Origin of the sequence: Streptomyces sp. NPDC048420, assembly GCF_040651535.1 — a bacterium.
GTDB lineage: Bacteria > Actinomycetota > Actinomycetes > Streptomycetales > Streptomycetaceae > Streptomyces.
Genome location: NZ_JBEZKG010000010.1, coordinates 113,673 through 129,928, shown reverse-complemented (window position 1 = coordinate 129,928; position 16,256 = coordinate 113,673). Strand labels below are relative to the sequence as shown.

Here is a 16,256-nt window from a genome sequence, read left to right as displayed (position 1 = left end):
ACTCGACACCTGGTCGACAGATTCCGTCGCGTAACCGAAAGGCAACAACGGAATCACTTGTAGGAGTGCCTTTGCTCTGCCAGGATCGGCACTCAAATCGAGCTGGAGCTACGCCACCCGCACTCGGTCACCGAGCGGCGACGGCGGAGGAGAGCGACATGCACAAGCCGGGCAGTGCCACGTCGGACCGGTTCGCGGCCCAGGAGCGGTTCGCCGAGGGCGCGCAGTTCATCGGAGGGCGCCTCACCAGGGGAACCTCCGGTCGCACGCATGCGGTCGTGGATCCCGCGCGTGGTGAGGAGGTCCTCAGCTATGAGCTGGCGGGCACCGAGGACGTGGACGCGGCCGTCGCCGCCGCGCGTGCCGCATTTCCCGGCTGGGCGGGCAGCACTCCCGGTGAGCGTTCCGACGCCCTGCACCGGTTCGCCGCCGTGCTCGCCGACCGCGCCGAGGACTTCGCCCGCGCGGAGTCGCTCCAGTGCGGGAAGCCGCTCAAGCTGACCCGGGAGTTCGACGTCCCGGGGACCATCGACAACACGTCCTTCTTCGCCGGGGCCGCCCGTCACCTGCAGGGGCAGTCCGCCGGTGAGTACTCCGGCGACCACACCTCGTACGTACGCCGCGAACCCATCGGTGTCGTCGGGTCCATCGCGCCCTGGAACTACCCCCTCCAGATGGCCGCCTGGAAGATCCTCCCGGCGATCGCCGCGGGCAACACGATCGTTCTGAAGCCCGCCGAGATCACTCCGCTCACCTCGCTCCTCTTCGCCCAGGCCGCGACCCGGGCCGGCATCCCGGACGGCGTCATCAACATCGTCACCGGGACCGGCAAGGAGGCGGGTGAGCACCTCGTCGGGCACCCCGACGTGGCCATGACCTCCTTCACGGGGTCGACGGCCGTCGGCAAGCGGGTCGCCGAGATCGCCACCGCGACCGTGAAGCGGCTGCACCTGGAGCTCGGCGGCAAGGCTCCTTTCCTCGTCTTCGACGACGCCGACCTGGAGGCCGCCGTCCACGGGGCAGTCGCGGGCGCGCTCATCAACACCGGGCAGGACTGCACGGCCGCCACGCGCGCGTATGTGCAGCGGCCGCTGTACGACGCCTTCGTCGAACGGACCGCGGCCCTGATGGAGACCGTCCGGCTGGGAGACCCCTTCGCCGCCGGTACCGATCTCGGGCCGCTGATCTCGCATGTCCAGCGGGACCGGGTCGCCGGGTTCGTCGACCGTGCGCGTGCCTACGCGCGCGTGGTGACCGGCGGTGAGGCGCCCGAGGGAGAGCTCGCCAAGGGGGCGTACTACCGCCCCACGCTCGTCGCCGACGCCGCCCAGGACAGCGAGATCGTCCAGTCCGAGATCTTCGGGCCGGTCCTCGTCGTGCTGCCCTTCGACAGCGACGACGGCGGCATCCGGCTCGCCAACGACACCCCGTACGGACTTGCCGCCTCCGCCTGGAGCCGGGACGTCTACCGGGCGAACCGGGCCACCCGGGAGATCAAAGCCGGGTGCGTGTGGGTCAACGACCACATCCCGATCATCAGCGAGATGCCTCACGGCGGGTACCGGGCGTCCGGCTTCGGCAAGGACATGTCCTCGTACTCGTTCGAGGAGTACACCCAGATCAAGCATGTCATGTTCGACAACACCGCGGTCGCCGCGAAGGACTGGCACCGCACGATCTTCGGGGACCGATAGCCGTTGTTCAGGCCGTCTGACCCGCGGCCGCCCACCTTCCCGAAAGGGCACCAGCGCATGGAGCAGTACGAGCCCGACCGCCTGTCCCCGGCCCAAGTGGCCGCCATGCGGCGCAGCTTCAAGAACGGCCGGGCCGCCATGACACGGCGGTCCCTGTTGCGTGCCTCCGCGGGCGGCGCGCTCGCGGTCGGCGGCCTCGGCACGCTGAGCGCCTGCGGCATCCCCGCGGCCGGCAACACCCGGGGCGGTGTGTCCGCGGAGGACCACTCGGCCAAGGAGAAGACCGTCAACTTCTCCAACTGGACCGAGTACATCGACGTGGACGAGAGCGAGAAGCACCACCCCACGCTCGACCAGTTCAAGAAGCGGACCGGCATCACGGTCAAGTACACCGAGGACATCAACGACAACGTCGAGTTCTTCGGGAAGATCAAGCCGCAGCTCGCGGCGGGGCAGGACACCGGGCGGGACATCATCGTCCTCACCGACTGGCTCGCCGCCCGGCTGATCCGCCTCGGGTGGGTCCAGAAACTGGACGCCTCCAACCTGCCGCACGCGTACGCCAACCTGTCCGCGCAGTTCCGTGACCCGGACTGGGACCCCGGGCGTGCCTACAGCTACGTCTGGCAGGGCATCTCGACCGTCATCGCCTACAACAAGAAGGCCCTGGACGGCGTGGAGGTGAAGTCGGTCTCCGACATGCTCGACAACCCCAAGCTCAAGGGGCGGGTCGGCTTCCTCTCGGAGATGCGCGACAGCATCGGCATGACCCTGCTCGACATGGGCAAGGACCCGGCGAACTTCACCGCCGACGACTACGACGCGGCGATCGCCCGCCTCCAGAAGGCCGTCGACAAGGGCCAGATCCGCCGCTTCACCGGCAACGACTACACCTCCGACCTGACCAGCGGCGACTTCGCGGCCTGTATCGCCTGGGCCGGTGACGTCGTACAGCTGAAGGCGGACAGCCCCGACATCGACTTCCTGATCCCCGACAGCGGATACATGACGTCGACCGACAACATGCTGATCCCCAACAAGGCCCGTCACAAGACGAACGCCGAGCGGCTCATCGACTTCTACTACGAGCCGAAGCCGGCCGCCGAGCTCGCCGCGTACATCAACTACGTGTCGCCGGTCGACGGTGTGAAGCCCGAGCTGGAGAAGATCGACCCGGATGCGGCGAACAACCCGCTGATCATCCCCGACAAGGCCATGGCCGCGAAGTCCCACCCCTTCCGCTCGCTGAGCTCGAAGGAAGAGACGGCCTTTGAAGAGAAGTTCGCGAAGCTGACTGGGGCGTGACCACCGTGACGAACAAGAACACCGACACCAGCGGAGACGTCCGCCTCTCCGGCATCAGCAAGACGTACGACAACGGCTTCACCGCCGTGCATCCGCTGGACCTGACCGTGCCCCAGGGCTCCTTCTTCGCCCTGCTCGGCGCCTCCGGCTGCGGCAAGACCACCACCCTGCGCATGATCGCCGGCCTGGAGGAGCCCACAACGGGCACCGTGCACCTCGGCGACCAGGAGGTCACCCGGCTGCCTCCCTACAAGCGGCCGGTGAACACCGTCTTCCAGTCGTACGCCCTCTTCCCGCACCTCGACATCTTCGAGAACGTCGCCTTCGGTCTGCGCCGGCGTGGCATCAAGTCGGTGAAGAAGCAGGTCGAGGACATGCTGGAACTCGTACAGCTGGGCGAGCAGGCCCGCAAGAAGCCGCACCAGCTCTCCGGCGGCCAGCAGCAGCGCGTCGCCGTGGCCCGGGCGCTGATCAACACGCCCAAGGTGCTGCTCCTCGACGAGCCGCTCGGCGCCCTCGACCTCAAGCTGCGCCGCCAGATGCAGCTGGAGCTCAAGCGCATCCAGACCGAGGTCGGCATCACCTTCGTCCACGTCACGCACGACCAGGAGGAGGCCATGACCATGGCCGACACGGTCGCCGTGATGAACGCGGGCCGCGTCGAGCAGCTCGGCTCGCCCACCGACCTGTACGAGAACCCGAACACCACCTTCGTCGCCAACTTCCTCGGCACCTCCAACCTCATCGAGGCCGAGGTCGATGCCAAGAGCGGCGGCGAGATCGTCCTGAAGGCGGGCGTCGGCAAGCTGGTACTGCCCGAGGCGCGCTATGCCGGGCCGACGACGACCGGCGGCAAGGTGCTGGTCGGCGTCCGGCCCGAGAAGATCTCCCTCACCCACGCCGACCAGGCCGGGGAGATCCCCGAGGGCCGCAACCGGATCACCGGGAAGATCGCCGACTCCTCCTTCATCGGCGTCTCCACCCAGTACGTCATAGACAGCCCGGTCTGTCCGGAGTTCGAGGTCTACGCCCAGAACATCGACCGCGACGACCGGCTGGTACCCGGTGCCGAGGTCGTCCTGCACTGGAACCCGGCGCACACCTTCGGTCTGGACGCGGCTCAGGACATCGACGCCGGCATACAGGAAGAGGCGACGGTCTGATGGCGACGCTCACCGAGGCGCCCCCGCCCCTCTCCCCGACCGCGCCCGAGAAGAAGCCCCCGCGCAAGAGGGGCCGCTTCACGCCGTACTGGCTGCTGCTGCCCGGCATCCTCTGGCTGGTCGTCTTCTTCGCGCTGCCGATGATCTACCAGGCCTCCACGTCCGTGCAGACGGGCTCCCTGGAGACGGGATACAAGGTCACCTGGCACTTCGCGACCTACTGGGACGCGCTGTCCGACTACTGGCCGCAGTTCCTGCGTTCGATCCTCTACGCCGGTGCCGCGACGATCCTCTGTCTGGTGCTCGGGTATCCGCTGGCGTATCTCATCGCCTTCCGCGCGGGACGCTGGCGGAACCTGATCATGATCCTGGTGATAGCGCCGTTCTTCACCAGCTTCCTGATCCGCACCCTCGCCTGGAAGACGATCCTGGCGGACGGCGGCCCGGTCGTCGGCGCCCTCAACACGCTGCACGTCCTGGACGTCACCAACTGGCTCGGCTGGACCTCGGGCGACCGGGTGCTGGCCACGCCGCTCGCGGTGGTCTGCGGTCTGACGTACAACTTCCTGCCGTTCATGATCCTGCCGCTCTACACCTCGCTGGAGCGCATCGACGGACGGCTGCACGAGGCGGCCGGCGATCTGTACGCCAAGCCCGTCACCACCTTCCGCAAGGTCACCTTCCCGCTGTCCATGCCGGGTGTCGTCTCAGGGACCCTGCTGACCTTCATTCCGGCGGCCGGTGACTACGTCAACGCGGACCTCCTCGGCTCCACGGACACCCGCATGGTCGGAAACGTCATCCAGACGCAGTTCCTGCGGATTCTGGACTATCCGACCGCGGCGGCCCTGTCGTTCATCCTCATGGCCGCGATTCTCGTCATGGTCACCTTCTACATCCGCAGGTCGGGGACGGAGGATCTGGTTTAAATGGCCCTCGTCAACTGGCTCAAGCGCCATCTCGTCGTCATCGCGGGACTGATCACGCTCGGATATCTGCTGCTGCCGAACGTCGTCGTCACGGTGTTCTCCTTCAACAAACCGAAGGGGCGTTTCAACTACGAGTGGCAGCACTTCTCCACGGACGCCTGGAAGGACCCCTGCGGGGTCGCCGACATGTGCGGCTCGCTGTCGATCAGCCTCCAGATCGCGTTCTGGGCGACGATCGGCGCGACCGTCCTCGGCACGATGATCGCCTTCGCGCTGGTCCGCTACCGCTTCCGCGCCCGCGGCGCCGTGAACTCGCTGATCTTCCTGCCGATGGCGATGCCCGAGGTCGTCATGGCCGCCTCGCTGCTCACCCTGTTCCTCAACATGGGCGCCCAGTTGGGCTTCTGGACGATCCTCATCGCCCACATCATGTTCTGCCTGAGCTTCGTCGTGACGGCGGTCAAGGCACGCGTGATGTCGATGGACCCGAGGCTGGAGCAGGCCGCCCAGGATCTCTACGCAGGCCCGTTCCAGACCTTCCTCCGGGTCACCCTGCCGATCGCCGCCCCCGGAATCGCGGCGGGCGCGCTGCTCGCCTTCGCGCTCTCCTTCGACGATTTCATCATCACCAATTTCAACGCGGGCTCGACCGTCACCTTCCCCATGTTCGTCTGGGGTTCGGCACAGCGCGGAACGCCCGTTCAGATCAATGTCATCGGTACGGCCATGTTCCTGGTCGCCGTTCTGCTGGTGCTGGCCTCCATGGTCGTCAGCAACCGCCGTAACAAGCAAAAGGCGTAAGCGCCATGAGCCGTTGGACAAAGGCACTTTCCGAGGCCCGGCCGGTCCCGTACTGGCTGGACGACCCCGGCAGGCCGCACCCCGAGCCCGCCCTCACCGGCGCCGAGACCTGTGACCTGCTGGTCGTCGGCGGTGGCTACAGCGGGCTGTGGACCGCGCTCAACGCGAAGGAGCGGGACCCGCAGCGGGACGTGGTCCTGCTGGAAGGCCGTGAGGTGGGCTGGGCCGCCTCCGGTCGCAACGGCGGCTTCTGCGCCGCCTCCCTCACCCACGGTCTGCCCAACGGGCTGACCCGCTGGCCGGACGAGATCCACAAGCTCCAGGAGCTGGGCGCCCGCAACCTCGACGAGATCGAGAAGGCGGTCGCCCGGCACGACCTGGACTGCGAGTTCGAGCGCACCGGCGAGATCGACGTGGCGACGGAGACGTACCAGGCCTGGGAGCTCCGCGACTGGTACGAGGAGCTCCAGGACAAGGGCCTCGCCGACGGCGTCGACTTCCTGGATGCCGACGCGGTGCGGGAACAGGTCGACTCACCGACCTTCGAGGCGGGGCTGTGGGACCGCAGGGGCGTGGCCATGCTCAACCCGGCCAAGCTCGTCTGGGGCCTGAAGCGGGCGTGCCTGCGGCTCGGCGTCCGCGTCTACGAGAACACACTGGCTCTGGAGCTGAAGTCGTACGGCGCGGGCATGGCCGTACGCACCCCGTACGGCTCCGTGAAAGCCCGCAAGGTCGCGCTCGGCACCAACATCTTCCCGAACCTGGTCAAGCGGGTGCGGGCGTACACCGTCCCGGTCTACGACTACGCGCTGATGACCGAGCCGCTGAGCGAGGAGCAACTCAAGTCGATCGGCTGGAAGAACCGGCAGGGCTTCGGGGACTCGGCGAACCAGTTCCACTACTTCCGGCTCTCCGCCGACAACCGGATCCTGTGGGGCGGTTACGACGCCGTCTACCCGTACGGCGGTCGCGTCCGCGCCGAGTACGACGACCGGCCGGAGACCTACGCCAAGCTCGCCGGGCACTTCTTCACCTGCTTCCCGCAGCTGGAGGGGGTGCGCTTCACCCACGCGTGGGGCGGCGCCATCGACACCTGCTCGCGGTTCTCCGCGTTCTACGGCACCGCCCACCAGGGCAGGGTGGCGTACGCGGCCGGTTACACAGGACTCGGGGTCGGCGCGACCCGGTTCGGCGCGGACGTGATGCTCGATCTGCTGGCCGGGGAGAGCACCGAGCGGACCTCGCTGGAGATGGTCCGCAGGAAGCCGCTGCCCTTCCCGCCTGAGCCCTTCGCGTGGACCGGCATCGCCTTGACCAAGTGGTCGCTGGCGCGCGCCGACTCGCACGGCGGGCGGCGCAACCTGTGGCTGCGGACCATGGACAAGCTCGGTCTGGGATTCGACAGCTGAACGGTCGTATGTGATCTGATTCACTCCAACGGGTGGTCAGAACCCGCGTAATGCTCGGCAGGAGCCGTTCCCCTCTCTCGTGACGTGATCAACGTCGATGAGAGAAAGGGAGGTCCTGTCATGACTGGGGCGAAGACGGCGGTCGAGTGGCTGGCATCCGTCGCACCGGATCCCGAGGCCTGCCGCTGGGAGTGGGAACGCAACCCCCTCGGGGTCGCGCTGCTTCCGGCTGGCAAGGCCTGGGACGTACTGATCCTGCCGGGCGAGCTCGGCTATCCGACCCTCGACGTCCTCACCCGCATCCTCGACCAGCTCGGACCGGTGCTCGTCGACTTCGGCGACGCGCGCATGGGGTTCTTCGTACCGCCGGGCACCGCGGCCCGCTGGCTCGGTACCGGCATCCGTACGGCGGGCGCGGGCACCTGGATCGTGGTGCCGTACCCGGGCCGGGTGGCCGGGGGAGGGGTGCGCTGGCTGGTGCCGCCGGACGGCTCCGGAATCCTCGTCGATCCGGCCCTGCTCGAACTGGCGATGCACGAGGCGGCGGCGGGTCTGGCCACGGAGGGCGACGGCTGAGCTGACGTTGCCGTCGTCGGCCGCCCGTGCGGCCGACGCGGATCGGAGAGTCCTGCGCACAGGGGGAGCGCGGCGCTGCGGGCGTCCCCCGCCGGCAGCGACGACGCCCAGTGGGCCCAGGGTTCAGCGGCGGCTGTGCCGCGCCAGAAAGAGCCACAGAACGAGCAGCAGGTCCAGGCTGAGGAACCAGCTGGCCACCACGTCCAGCGGCCAGTGCCAGCCGTGGCGGACCAGGCCGAAGGAGACGCCGAGGACGAGAAGGCCGTAGCCGATGACGAGCGTGCGGCGGGTCCGGCTGGAGCGGAGCCACGGGAGGACGAGCAGGGTGGCGGCGCCGTAGGCGACGGCGGCCGTGGCGGTGTGGCCCGAGGGGAAGTAGCCGGTCGCGGGTGGTACGACCGGGGTGCCCGGGCGGTCGGTGAGTTCTTTCAGGGGCACGATCAGGGCCGGTACCAGGGCCATCGGGACGGCCGCGGCGGTGGGCGGCAGCCACCATCGGTCTGTACCAGTACGGCGGGCCCGCCAGGCGGAGTAGAGGATCGCCGCGAGCAGGACCGGGACCGCGACCGTGATGTTGCCCAGGTCGGAGAGGCCGGCCGAGGGGCGGTCCGGGTGGATCAGGGCGTGGCTGACCCGTTCGTCGACACGCAGAAGTGGCCCGTCCTCGACGACCTGCCAGGTGATCAGGGCGAAGAGGAGGGCCGGAATTCCGAGAAGGAAGATGAGGAAGGCCGGCCGCCCCGGAACAGGGGGGGTGGTTCCGAGGCGGCCGATCAGATCGGATCGTCGGCCGCCCCGGGGGGTTTGGGGCGGGCGACTGTCCGATCGGTGAGGAGATCCGGAGCCGGAGGCTCCAGTTGTGTGCGCGAGGGCACGACCAGGTCGAAGCTGGGGAGGCCCCGGCCTGGCGTCGCCCACAGTCCCCTGTGGGCGGGGTGTATCTCTCATCTGGGTAGAACCTACGGCAGGGCGACGGCGTACGACAGGCAGAATCCCATCCTCACAGCCACCTCGCACACCTTCTTCACACCCTCTGCCGCTCGCCACCGCAGCCCCGGAATCCCAAGGGGTGTCAGGCCTGTGACGTCAGATGCGGGTGAAGGCCTGCTCGATGATGTCGAGGCCCTCGTTCAGCAGGTCCTCGCCGATGACGAGCGGGGGCAGGAAGCGCAGCACGTTGCCGTAGGTGCCACAGGTCAGGACCAGCAGGCCCTCCTGGTGGCAGGCCTTGGCGAGGGCGGCGGTGGCCTCCGGGTCCGGCTCCTTGGTCGTACGGTCCTTGACCAGCTCGATGGCGATCATGGCGCCGCGGCCCCGGATGTCGCCGATCACGTCGAACTTGTCCTGCATCGCGCTCAGGCGGGCCTTCATCGTGGCCTCGATCGCCTTCGCCCGTGCGTTGAGGTCGAGCTGCTTCATGGTCTCGATCGACCCGAGCGCACCGGCGCAGGCGACCGGGTTGCCGCCGTAGGTGCCGCCCAGGCCACCCGCGTGCGCGGCGTCCATGATCTCGGCGCGGCCGGTGACGGCGGCGAGCGGGAGACCGCCGGCGATGCCCTTGGCGGTGGTGATCAGGTCCGGGACGATGCCCTCGTCCTCGCAGGCGAACCACTGGCCGGTCCGGCAGAAGCCGGACTGGATCTCGTCGGCGACGAAGACGATGCCGTTGTCCTGGGCGAACTGGCTGATCGCCGGCAGGAAACCCTTGGCCGGCTCGATGAAGCCGCCCTCGCCGAGCACCGGCTCGATGATGATCGCGGCCACGTTCTCCGGGCCGACCTGCTTGGTGATCTGGTCGATGGCCTGGGCGGCGGCCTCGGGGCCGGCGTTCTCGGGGCCGGTGGGCCAGCGGTAGCCGTACGCGACGGGGACGCGGTAGACCTCGGGGGCGAAGGGTCCGAAGCCGTGCTTGTACGGCATGTTCTTCGCGGTCAGCGCCATGGTGAGGTTGGTGCGGCCGTGGTAGCCGTGGTCGAAGACGACGACGGCCTGGCGCTTGGTGTACGCGCGGGCGATCTTGACCGCGTTCTCGACGGCCTCGGCGCCGGAGTTGAACAGGGCGCTCTTCTTCGCGTGGTCACCCGGGGTGAGCTCGGCGAGGGCCTCGGCGACCTCCACGTAGCCCTCGTACGGGGTGACCATGAAACAGGTGTGGGTGAAGTCGGCGAGCTGGGCGGAGGCCCGGCGTACGACGGCCTCGGCGGAGGCGCCGACGGACGTCACGGCGATGCCCGAACCGAAGTCGATCAGCCGGTTCCCGTCGACGTCCTCGATGATCCCGCCGCCCGCGCGCGCCGTGAAGACGGGCAGCACGGACCCCACCCCCTGCGCGACCGCGGCGACCCGGCGGGCCTGCAGCTCCTGCGACTTGGGTCCGGGGATGGCGGTGACGAGGCGGCGCTCCTGCGGAAGTGCGGTCATGAGGGGCTCCTGGGGTGTTGCGGGCGGAGATGTCGCGGACTCTGTCCAGTTCTTTTCTCGCAGGCTAGGGCGGGGGAGGAGGGGTGGGCATGCTCCATGTGGGCGTTGTCGGCGGGGCGGGTTGTCCGTGGTGGACATAGCCGGTTCCCGTAGCGGTGTGACGCCTCGGCGCCGCAATCGGTGAACTCCCCTTGCGAGCGCGTTAGATTGGCCGCTGACGGTGGACGGAACGGCTGGTCAGGGAGCAGTGGCGATGGACAGCGACGGGACGCAGGACGCGCGGGGTACGCATGCGAATCCTGTGCCACGGGCACGGTCCGCCGTGCCACCGAGGCCCACGGAGGCCCCCGCCGTGCCGCCGCTGCCGGACAGCTCCACGTTCCTGACGTGGCTGCGGACGCCTCGTCCCGAGACGCTGCCGGGGGTGTGGCGGTTCGGGCATCGGGCGCGGCCTGAGGAGGAACCCGAGGAGGTTCCCGCCCGCCAGCTGATCAGCGGTGCGCTGATCGCGTTCCTCGTCGGATGGCTCGTCTGGTCACTGCTCCAGAACGGCTATTTCGGAGTCTGGTGGCTCCTGCCCTTCAAACTGCTCATCCCTGATTCCTGGCGCGGTGGGGGCAGCGACGTCGGCAATTACATCCTCTACGAGGGGTACGAGCTGCTCGTCGCACTGGCCATCATGATCGTCGTCGGTCGTCTCGGCCGCTGGGGTGAGGTGTGGCGTCGCTTCGTCGCGCCGCGCCTGCGTCGGAAGCCCCCGCAACGGCAGCCCGCGCCGGCTCCTGCCGAGGACCCCGCCGAATGGCCCCAGCTCCGCGCCGCCGGAGCCGTCGACGCCGCTGAGCGGCTTGCCGCTGAGGGCAGGGCCGGGTTGATGCGGGATGTGGATCATGCGCGGATCTCGCGGGCGTGGCAGGGCGTGCGCAGTGGGCGGTTCAGCCTTGCCACGTTCACCGGTGCCGTGCTCCAGGAGGGCTCCGCCGCCTGTCTGCATCCCTCCGGGGACCGGGACCTGCCCACCCGGCTCGCTCGGCACGACCTGCTGACCGGGCAGGTGCGGCTGGGGACCACCGCCGACGACCCTCGTAATCCGTACGCCTACCGGGGGACCGGACTGGGACTCGGGCCCGAGCTGCTCGGGACCTCGCTGCTCGCCGTCGGACCGGCCGGTTCCGGCAAGACCGGGACCGTCGTGCGGCCGCTCGCCGAGTCCTTGTGTCTGCACGCCCTCGCCGGCCGCGCCGCCGTCGTGGTGGTCGGCGCGGCCGGCGCCGGGCTCGGACCGGCCGACGCCTACGACGTCGTCGTACAGATCGGGAATCCGGAATCGGTGTACGACCTCGACCTGTACGGCGGGACCACCGATCCGGACGAGGCCGCCGCCGTGCTCGCGGAAGCGCTCGTCGGGGATCTCGCCGAGCCTCATCAGGGGGGCGACACCCGGCGTTCCACCACCGTGCTCGCCCAGCTTCTCGGCCCCTTCCGGGCGGTCCACGGCCGCTTCCCCTCCGTGCCGGAGCTGCGGCAGCTGCTCGACGGCGCGGCCGGGCCGATGGCCGCGCTGCGCAAGGGGTTGGAGGACTCCCGGCAGGAGTCGCTGCTGCGGGAACTCGACGCGCGGGAACGGCAGATGGGGCAGCCGGGAGATGTGGGGGGCATCCTCGCGGACCGTGTCGCGCTGCTCGACCGGCCCGCCTTCGCGGGGTTCTTCGACACGTCGGGACAGTCGCGGCCGTTCTCACTGAAGGCCCTCGACCACCCCGTCCGGGTCCGCATCGACCTCCCCCAGCGCGGGCACGCCGACGCCTCGCGGATGCTGGCGCGGCTGGTGCTCGCGCAGTTCACGGCGAGTGTCGCGGTGCGCGAGGACCGGTCGCTGTTCGCCTGCCTGGTGCTGGACGACGGCACGGGCGTGGTGACACCCGAGGCCGTGCGGGGCATCCAGCGGCTGCGGTCCGGCAACGCCGGGGTCGTACTGACGCTGCGCTCCCTGGACGACGTACCCCGGCCGCTGCGCGGTCCCCTGCTCGGGGCCACCGGGTGCCGGATGGCGCTGGCCGGGCTCACCCCGTGGGACGGGCAGGACTTCGCCGAGGTGTGGGGCAAGGAGTGGATCGAGGCGCGGGACGTCACCGACCGGCAGATCATCGCGGAGACCCCGGCCGGGAAGGTGCTGCACGCGGTCCGCAGGATCATCACCGGCAAGGCGCCGACCGCGCGGGCGGTGACCGTACGGCAGGTGGAACGGGAGCGGTGGTCCGCGTCCGAACTGGCGCACGGGGTGCCGCCGGGGCACGCGGTGCTGTCCCTGACCAGCGTGAAGGGGGAGCACGCGCCGCCGTTGCTGGTGGATCTGCGGGGATGACGCGCGTGAGCTGACCCGGTGACCGTACAGTGAGGCAGAATCGTCACAGGTCGTTCATACACGGCGGCCAAAAGATCACACCTCTGTGAAGGTTCAGGGCCTCATGCCTCCCACCCTCGCCTCCCTCGTCCACCACTCCGCGCTCAAGCTGACCGTGCGCGCGGGGGAGGACCGGCTGGACGTGCCCGTCCGCTGGGCGCATGTCAGCGAGCTCGCCGATCCCGTCCCCTACATGGAGGGCGGGGAGCTGCTGCTGATCACCGCGCTGAAGCTGGACGCGGAGGACCCGGAGGCCATGCGCCGGTATGTGAAGCGGCTGGCCGGGGCGGGCGTGGTCGGGCTCGGGTTCGCCGTCGGGGTCAACTACGAGGAGATCCCCGAGGCCCTCGTCGACGCGGCCCGCGACGAAGGGCTGCCGCTGCTCGAAGTACCGCGCCGCACCCCCTTCCTCGCCATCAGCAAGGCCGTGTCCGCGGCGATCGCGGCCGACCAGTACCGGTCCGTCACCGCGGGCTTCGCCGCCCAGCGCGAACTGACCAAGCAGGCCCTGACCGACGGTCCGGAGGGGCTGCTCGCCGCGCTCGCCTCCCAGGTGGACGGCTGGACGGCGCTCTACGACGCCTCGGGCGCCGTCGTCGCCACCGCGCCGGAGTGGGCGGGGCGCCGGGCCGCGCGGATCGTCGCCGACGTGGAACGGCTGCGGGAGCGGTCCGCGCCCGCCTCCGCCGTGGTCGGTGGGCCGGAGAACGAGGATCGGGTGGAGCTCCACTCCCTGGGCACCGGACGACGACCCCGCGCCGCGCTGGCGGTCGGGACGGCCTCGGCGCTGGGGACGGCGGAGCGGTACGCGGTGCACTCGGCGATCGCGCTGCTCACCCTCACGACCGAGCGGTCACGCTCCCTGTACGAGGCCGAACAGCGGATCGGGGCGGCGGTGCTGCGGATGCTGCTCGCGGGGGAACCGGAGCATGCGCGCACGGTCGCGGGAGACCTGTACGGCGGCCTCCTGGACGCGCCGTTCCGGCTGATCCTGGCGGAGCGGGTCGCGGTGTCCGCCGCGAGGATCGCAACGGACACGCCGGGCAGGGGGCCGTCCGCCGAGGCGCAGGGCAGGGGACCGTCCACCGAGCCGACGGGCCGGGGCCCGTCCGCGGGCGCGCTGGGCAGGTCCGCGAGTGTGGGGGCGCCGGGTCGGAACTCCACCGCCGGTGCGCTGAGCCGGAACTCCACCGCCGATGCGGAGGGTCGGTCCGCCGCTGCCGGCGGGCCGGGCGGGAGGGGTAGCGCCGACTCGGCGGGCCGGGCCCTCACTGTGGACGCGTCGGGCCGGAATGTCACCGCTGACGCGGAGAGCAGGTCCGCCGCTGCCGACGCGCACGGTGATCCGCTCGGGGCGCTCGCCGAGATCGTGGAGTCGGCCGGGGCACGGGCCGGGGAGGTCGTGCTCGTGGTGCCCGAGGGGGAGCGGCTGGTGGTGCTGGCGGTCGATGGTGGGGCCGCCGTCGCCGCGTGTGCGGAGTACACGGCGGCCCTTGAGGCGGCGCGGCCGCGCGAGCAGCCGAGTGTCGGGGGTGAGGACGAACTGGTCGTCGGAGTCTCGGCCCCCGTGGGACCGATCGCCGCTGCCGCCGCCTACAAGCAGGCCGAACAGGCGCTGTCGGTCGCCCGGCGGCGGGGCCGGCTGTACGTCGAGCACGAGCAGCTGGCCTCCGGCTCCGTGCTGCCGCTGCTCGCGGACGACGCGGTGAAGGCCTTCGCGGACGGGCTGCTGCGGCCCCTGTACGAACATGACGCGACCGGCCGCGGAGACCTGGTCGCCTCGCTGCGGGCCTGGCTGTCGAGGCACGGCCAGTGGGATGCCGCGGCTGCCGACCTCGGCGTCCACCGGCACACCCTGCGGTACCGGATGCGCAGGGTCGAGGAGATCCTGGGCCGCTCCCTGGACGATCCGGACGTACGGATGGAGCTGTGGCTGGCCTTGAAGGCCACGTCCACGGAGTAGAGACCGTTGGCCGGGCTGGAGTGGCGATCCTTCCCACTACTACACCCCGGACAAATTCGATCCCGACCTCCCGGCCCTACCGTGGGGGCATGACTTCCACCACCGCCTTCTGGCTCGCCGGCCGCCAGGTCACCGGCGAGGACACCTTCGATGTCACCTCCCCGTGGGACGGCCGGCTGGTCGGCACGGTGAGTGTGCCGACCGACGCGCAGGTCGAGGAGGCCGTGGCTGCCGCCCACGCCGTCCGCGAGGACTTCGCCGCCGCCCCCGCCCACGTCCGCGCCGCCGCCCTCGACCACGTCAGCCGCAGGCTCGTCGAGCGCACCGAGGAGATCGCCCAGCTGATCTCCGCCGAGAACGGCAAGCCGGTCAAGTGGGCCCGAGGAGAGGTCGGCCGCGCCGTCTCCGTGTTCCGGTTCGCCGCGGAAGAGGCCCGGCGCTTCAACGGCGGCGAGGCCCAGCGCCTCGACACCGACCTCGGCGGTCAGGGGCGGCTCGCGCTGACCCGGCGCTTCCCGAAGGGTGTCGTGCTCGGTATCGCGCCCTTCAACTTCCCGCTGAACCTCTGTGCCCACAAGATCGCCCCGGCGATCGCGGCCGGCGCGCCGATCATCCTGAAGCCGGCCCCGGCCACCCCGCTCTCCGGGCTGATCATCGGCGACCTCCTCGCCGAGACCGAACTGCCCGCCGGTTCCTGGAGCATCCTGCCCGTGCCGAACGACCGGATGTCCGACCTCGTCCAGGACGAGCGGCTGCCCGTGATCTCCTTCACCGGCTCCGAGAAGGTCGGCTACGCGATCATGGACTCGGTGCCGCGCAAGCACTGCACGCTGGAGCTGGGCGGCAACGGCGCCGCGGTCGTGCTCGGCGACTACGCCTCCGATGCCGACCTCGACTGGGCCGCGACCCGTATCGCGACCTTCTCCAACTACCAGGGCGGCCAGTCCTGCATCTCCGTGCAGCGGGTGATCGCCGACGCGTCGGTGTACGACCGGCTGCTCCCGCGGATCGTCGCCGCCGTCGAGGCCCAGGTCACCGGCGATCCGAGCGACGACAAGACCGACGTCGGTCCCCTGGTCAGCGAGGGCGCGGCGGTGCGCGTAGAGGCGTGGGTGAAGGAGGCCGTCGAGGCGGGCGCCACCCTGCTCACCGGCGGCGACCGCGACGGCGCCTCCTACGCGCCGACCGTCCTCACCGACGTCCCGGCCGACACGACGATCTCCTGCGAGGAGGTCTTCGGACCGGTCCTCACCGTGCAGAAGGTCGACGGCGAGGCCGAGGCCTTCGCCGCCGTCAACGACTCCAAGTACGGCCTCCAGGCAGGCGTGTTCACCCATGACCTCCAGGCCGCCTTCCGCGCTCACCGCGCCCTCGAGGTCGGCGGTGTCGTCATCGGTGACGTGCCCTCCTACCGTGCCGACCAGATGCCGTACGGCGGTGCCAAGCAGTCCGGTGTGGGGCGCGAGGGCGTGAAGTTCGCGATGGACGACTACACGTACGAGCGGGTACTGGTGCTGACCGGGCTCGCCCTCTAGCTAATGGGAACCATTTTCATATAAGGTCCCCGAAGGGGCCCGGCACCGATGCCTTC

The 16,256-nt window shown here is 70.1% G+C and carries 12 protein-coding genes; 10 read left to right on the top strand and 2 right to left on the bottom strand.

Annotation, left to right across the window (positions count from 1 at the left end):
• The first annotated feature begins 158 nt into the window (after positions 1-158).
• The 7 genes from AB0D34_RS19820 (at position 159) to AB0D34_RS19790 (ending at position 7,877) form a co-directional block, all read left to right on the top strand.
• Entirely contained in the window at positions 159-1,694 is a 1,536-nt protein-coding gene (locus AB0D34_RS19820; protein ID WP_362663086.1) for a gamma-aminobutyraldehyde dehydrogenase, read from the top strand.
• A gap of 57 nt (positions 1,695-1,751) precedes the next feature.
• Entirely contained in the window at positions 1,752-2,999 is a 1,248-nt protein-coding gene (locus AB0D34_RS19815) for a spermidine/putrescine ABC transporter substrate-binding protein (protein WP_362663085.1), read from the top strand.
• Positions 2,996-4,162 (top strand): ABC transporter ATP-binding protein, encoded by a 1,167-nt coding sequence (locus tag AB0D34_RS19810; protein WP_362663084.1) that lies wholly within the window; start codon positions 2,996-2,998, stop codon positions 4,160-4,162. The genes AB0D34_RS19815 and AB0D34_RS19810 overlap by 4 nt, the downstream gene beginning before the upstream one ends.
• A complete protein-coding gene (locus AB0D34_RS19805; RefSeq protein ID WP_362663083.1) occupies positions 4,162-5,091 on the top strand; it encodes an ABC transporter permease in 930 nt (309 codons plus the stop codon). The genes AB0D34_RS19810 and AB0D34_RS19805 overlap by 1 nt, the downstream gene beginning before the upstream one ends.
• A complete protein-coding gene (locus AB0D34_RS19800; RefSeq protein ID WP_362663082.1) occupies positions 5,092-5,892 on the top strand; it encodes an ABC transporter permease in 801 nt (266 codons plus the stop codon).
• 5 nt (positions 5,893-5,897) lie between these two features.
• Positions 5,898-7,301: an FAD-dependent oxidoreductase gene (locus AB0D34_RS19795; RefSeq protein ID WP_362663081.1), complete on the top strand. Its 1,404-nt coding sequence runs from the start codon at positions 5,898-5,900 to the stop codon at positions 7,299-7,301.
• Positions 7,302-7,421: 120 nt separating this feature from the next.
• Positions 7,422-7,877, top strand: coding sequence for a hypothetical protein (locus AB0D34_RS19790; protein WP_362663080.1), 456 nt, complete (start codon positions 7,422-7,424; stop codon positions 7,875-7,877).
• 123 nt (positions 7,878-8,000) lie between these two features.
• Here AB0D34_RS19790 and AB0D34_RS19785 read toward each other — a convergent pair whose 3' ends face one another.
• Positions 8,001-8,825 carry a phosphatase PAP2 family protein gene (locus tag AB0D34_RS19785; protein WP_362663079.1) on the bottom strand — a complete coding sequence of 275 codons (825 nt, stop codon included), beginning with the start codon at positions 8,823-8,825 and terminating at the stop codon, positions 8,001-8,003.
• Between the two features lie 138 nt (positions 8,826-8,963).
• On the bottom strand, positions 8,964-10,298 hold the full coding sequence (gene gabT, locus AB0D34_RS19780) for a 4-aminobutyrate--2-oxoglutarate transaminase (protein ID WP_362663078.1): 1,335 nt from the start codon (positions 10,296-10,298) through the stop codon (positions 8,964-8,966).
• Positions 10,299-10,551: 253 nt separating this feature from the next.
• Here gabT and AB0D34_RS19775 point away from each other — a divergent pair, with 253 nt between their 5' ends.
• The 3 genes from AB0D34_RS19775 to AB0D34_RS19765 all read left to right on the top strand — a co-directional run bounded on the left by AB0D34_RS19775 (position 10,552) and on the right by AB0D34_RS19765 (position 16,200).
• A complete protein-coding gene (locus AB0D34_RS19775; RefSeq protein WP_362663077.1) occupies positions 10,552-12,663 on the top strand; it encodes an ATP-binding protein in 2,112 nt (703 codons plus the stop codon).
• A gap of 103 nt (positions 12,664-12,766) precedes the next feature.
• The gene (locus AB0D34_RS19770) at positions 12,767-14,665 is read left to right on the top strand and encodes a PucR family transcriptional regulator (protein ID WP_362663076.1); all 1,899 of its coding nucleotides are present in this window, start codon (positions 12,767-12,769) and stop codon (positions 14,663-14,665) included.
• A gap of 89 nt (positions 14,666-14,754) precedes the next feature.
• The gene (locus AB0D34_RS19765) at positions 14,755-16,200 is read left to right on the top strand and encodes an aldehyde dehydrogenase family protein (protein ID WP_362663075.1); all 1,446 of its coding nucleotides are present in this window, start codon (positions 14,755-14,757) and stop codon (positions 16,198-16,200) included.
• Positions 16,201-16,256 lie beyond the last annotated feature (56 nt).

Bases quoted from the DNA above. Each gene is read 5' to 3' on its own strand.
- AB0D34_RS19800 (WP_362663082.1), top strand. From the start codon at position 5,092: ATGGCCCTCGTCAACTGGCTCAAGCGCCATCTCGTCGTCATCGCGGGA.
- gabT (WP_362663078.1), bottom strand. From the start codon at position 10,298: ATGACCGCACTTCCGCAGGAGCGCCGCCTCGTCACCGCCATCCCCGGA.
- AB0D34_RS19765 (WP_362663075.1), top strand. From the start codon at position 14,755: ATGACTTCCACCACCGCCTTCTGGCTCGCCGGCCGCCAGGTCACCGGC.
- AB0D34_RS19775 (WP_362663077.1), top strand. From the start codon at position 10,552: ATGGACAGCGACGGGACGCAGGACGCGCGGGGTACGCATGCGAATCCT.
- AB0D34_RS19815 (WP_362663085.1), top strand. From the start codon at position 1,752: ATGGAGCAGTACGAGCCCGACCGCCTGTCCCCGGCCCAAGTGGCCGCC.
- AB0D34_RS19770 (WP_362663076.1), top strand. From the start codon at position 12,767: ATGCCTCCCACCCTCGCCTCCCTCGTCCACCACTCCGCGCTCAAGCTG.
- AB0D34_RS19790 (WP_362663080.1), top strand. From the start codon at position 7,422: ATGACTGGGGCGAAGACGGCGGTCGAGTGGCTGGCATCCGTCGCACCG.
- AB0D34_RS19805 (WP_362663083.1), top strand. From the start codon at position 4,162: ATGGCGACGCTCACCGAGGCGCCCCCGCCCCTCTCCCCGACCGCGCCC.
- AB0D34_RS19820 (WP_362663086.1), top strand. From the start codon at position 159: ATGCACAAGCCGGGCAGTGCCACGTCGGACCGGTTCGCGGCCCAGGAG.
- AB0D34_RS19785 (WP_362663079.1), bottom strand. From the start codon at position 8,825: ATGAGAGATACACCCCGCCCACAGGGGACTGTGGGCGACGCCAGGCCG.
- AB0D34_RS19795 (WP_362663081.1), top strand. From the start codon at position 5,898: ATGAGCCGTTGGACAAAGGCACTTTCCGAGGCCCGGCCGGTCCCGTAC.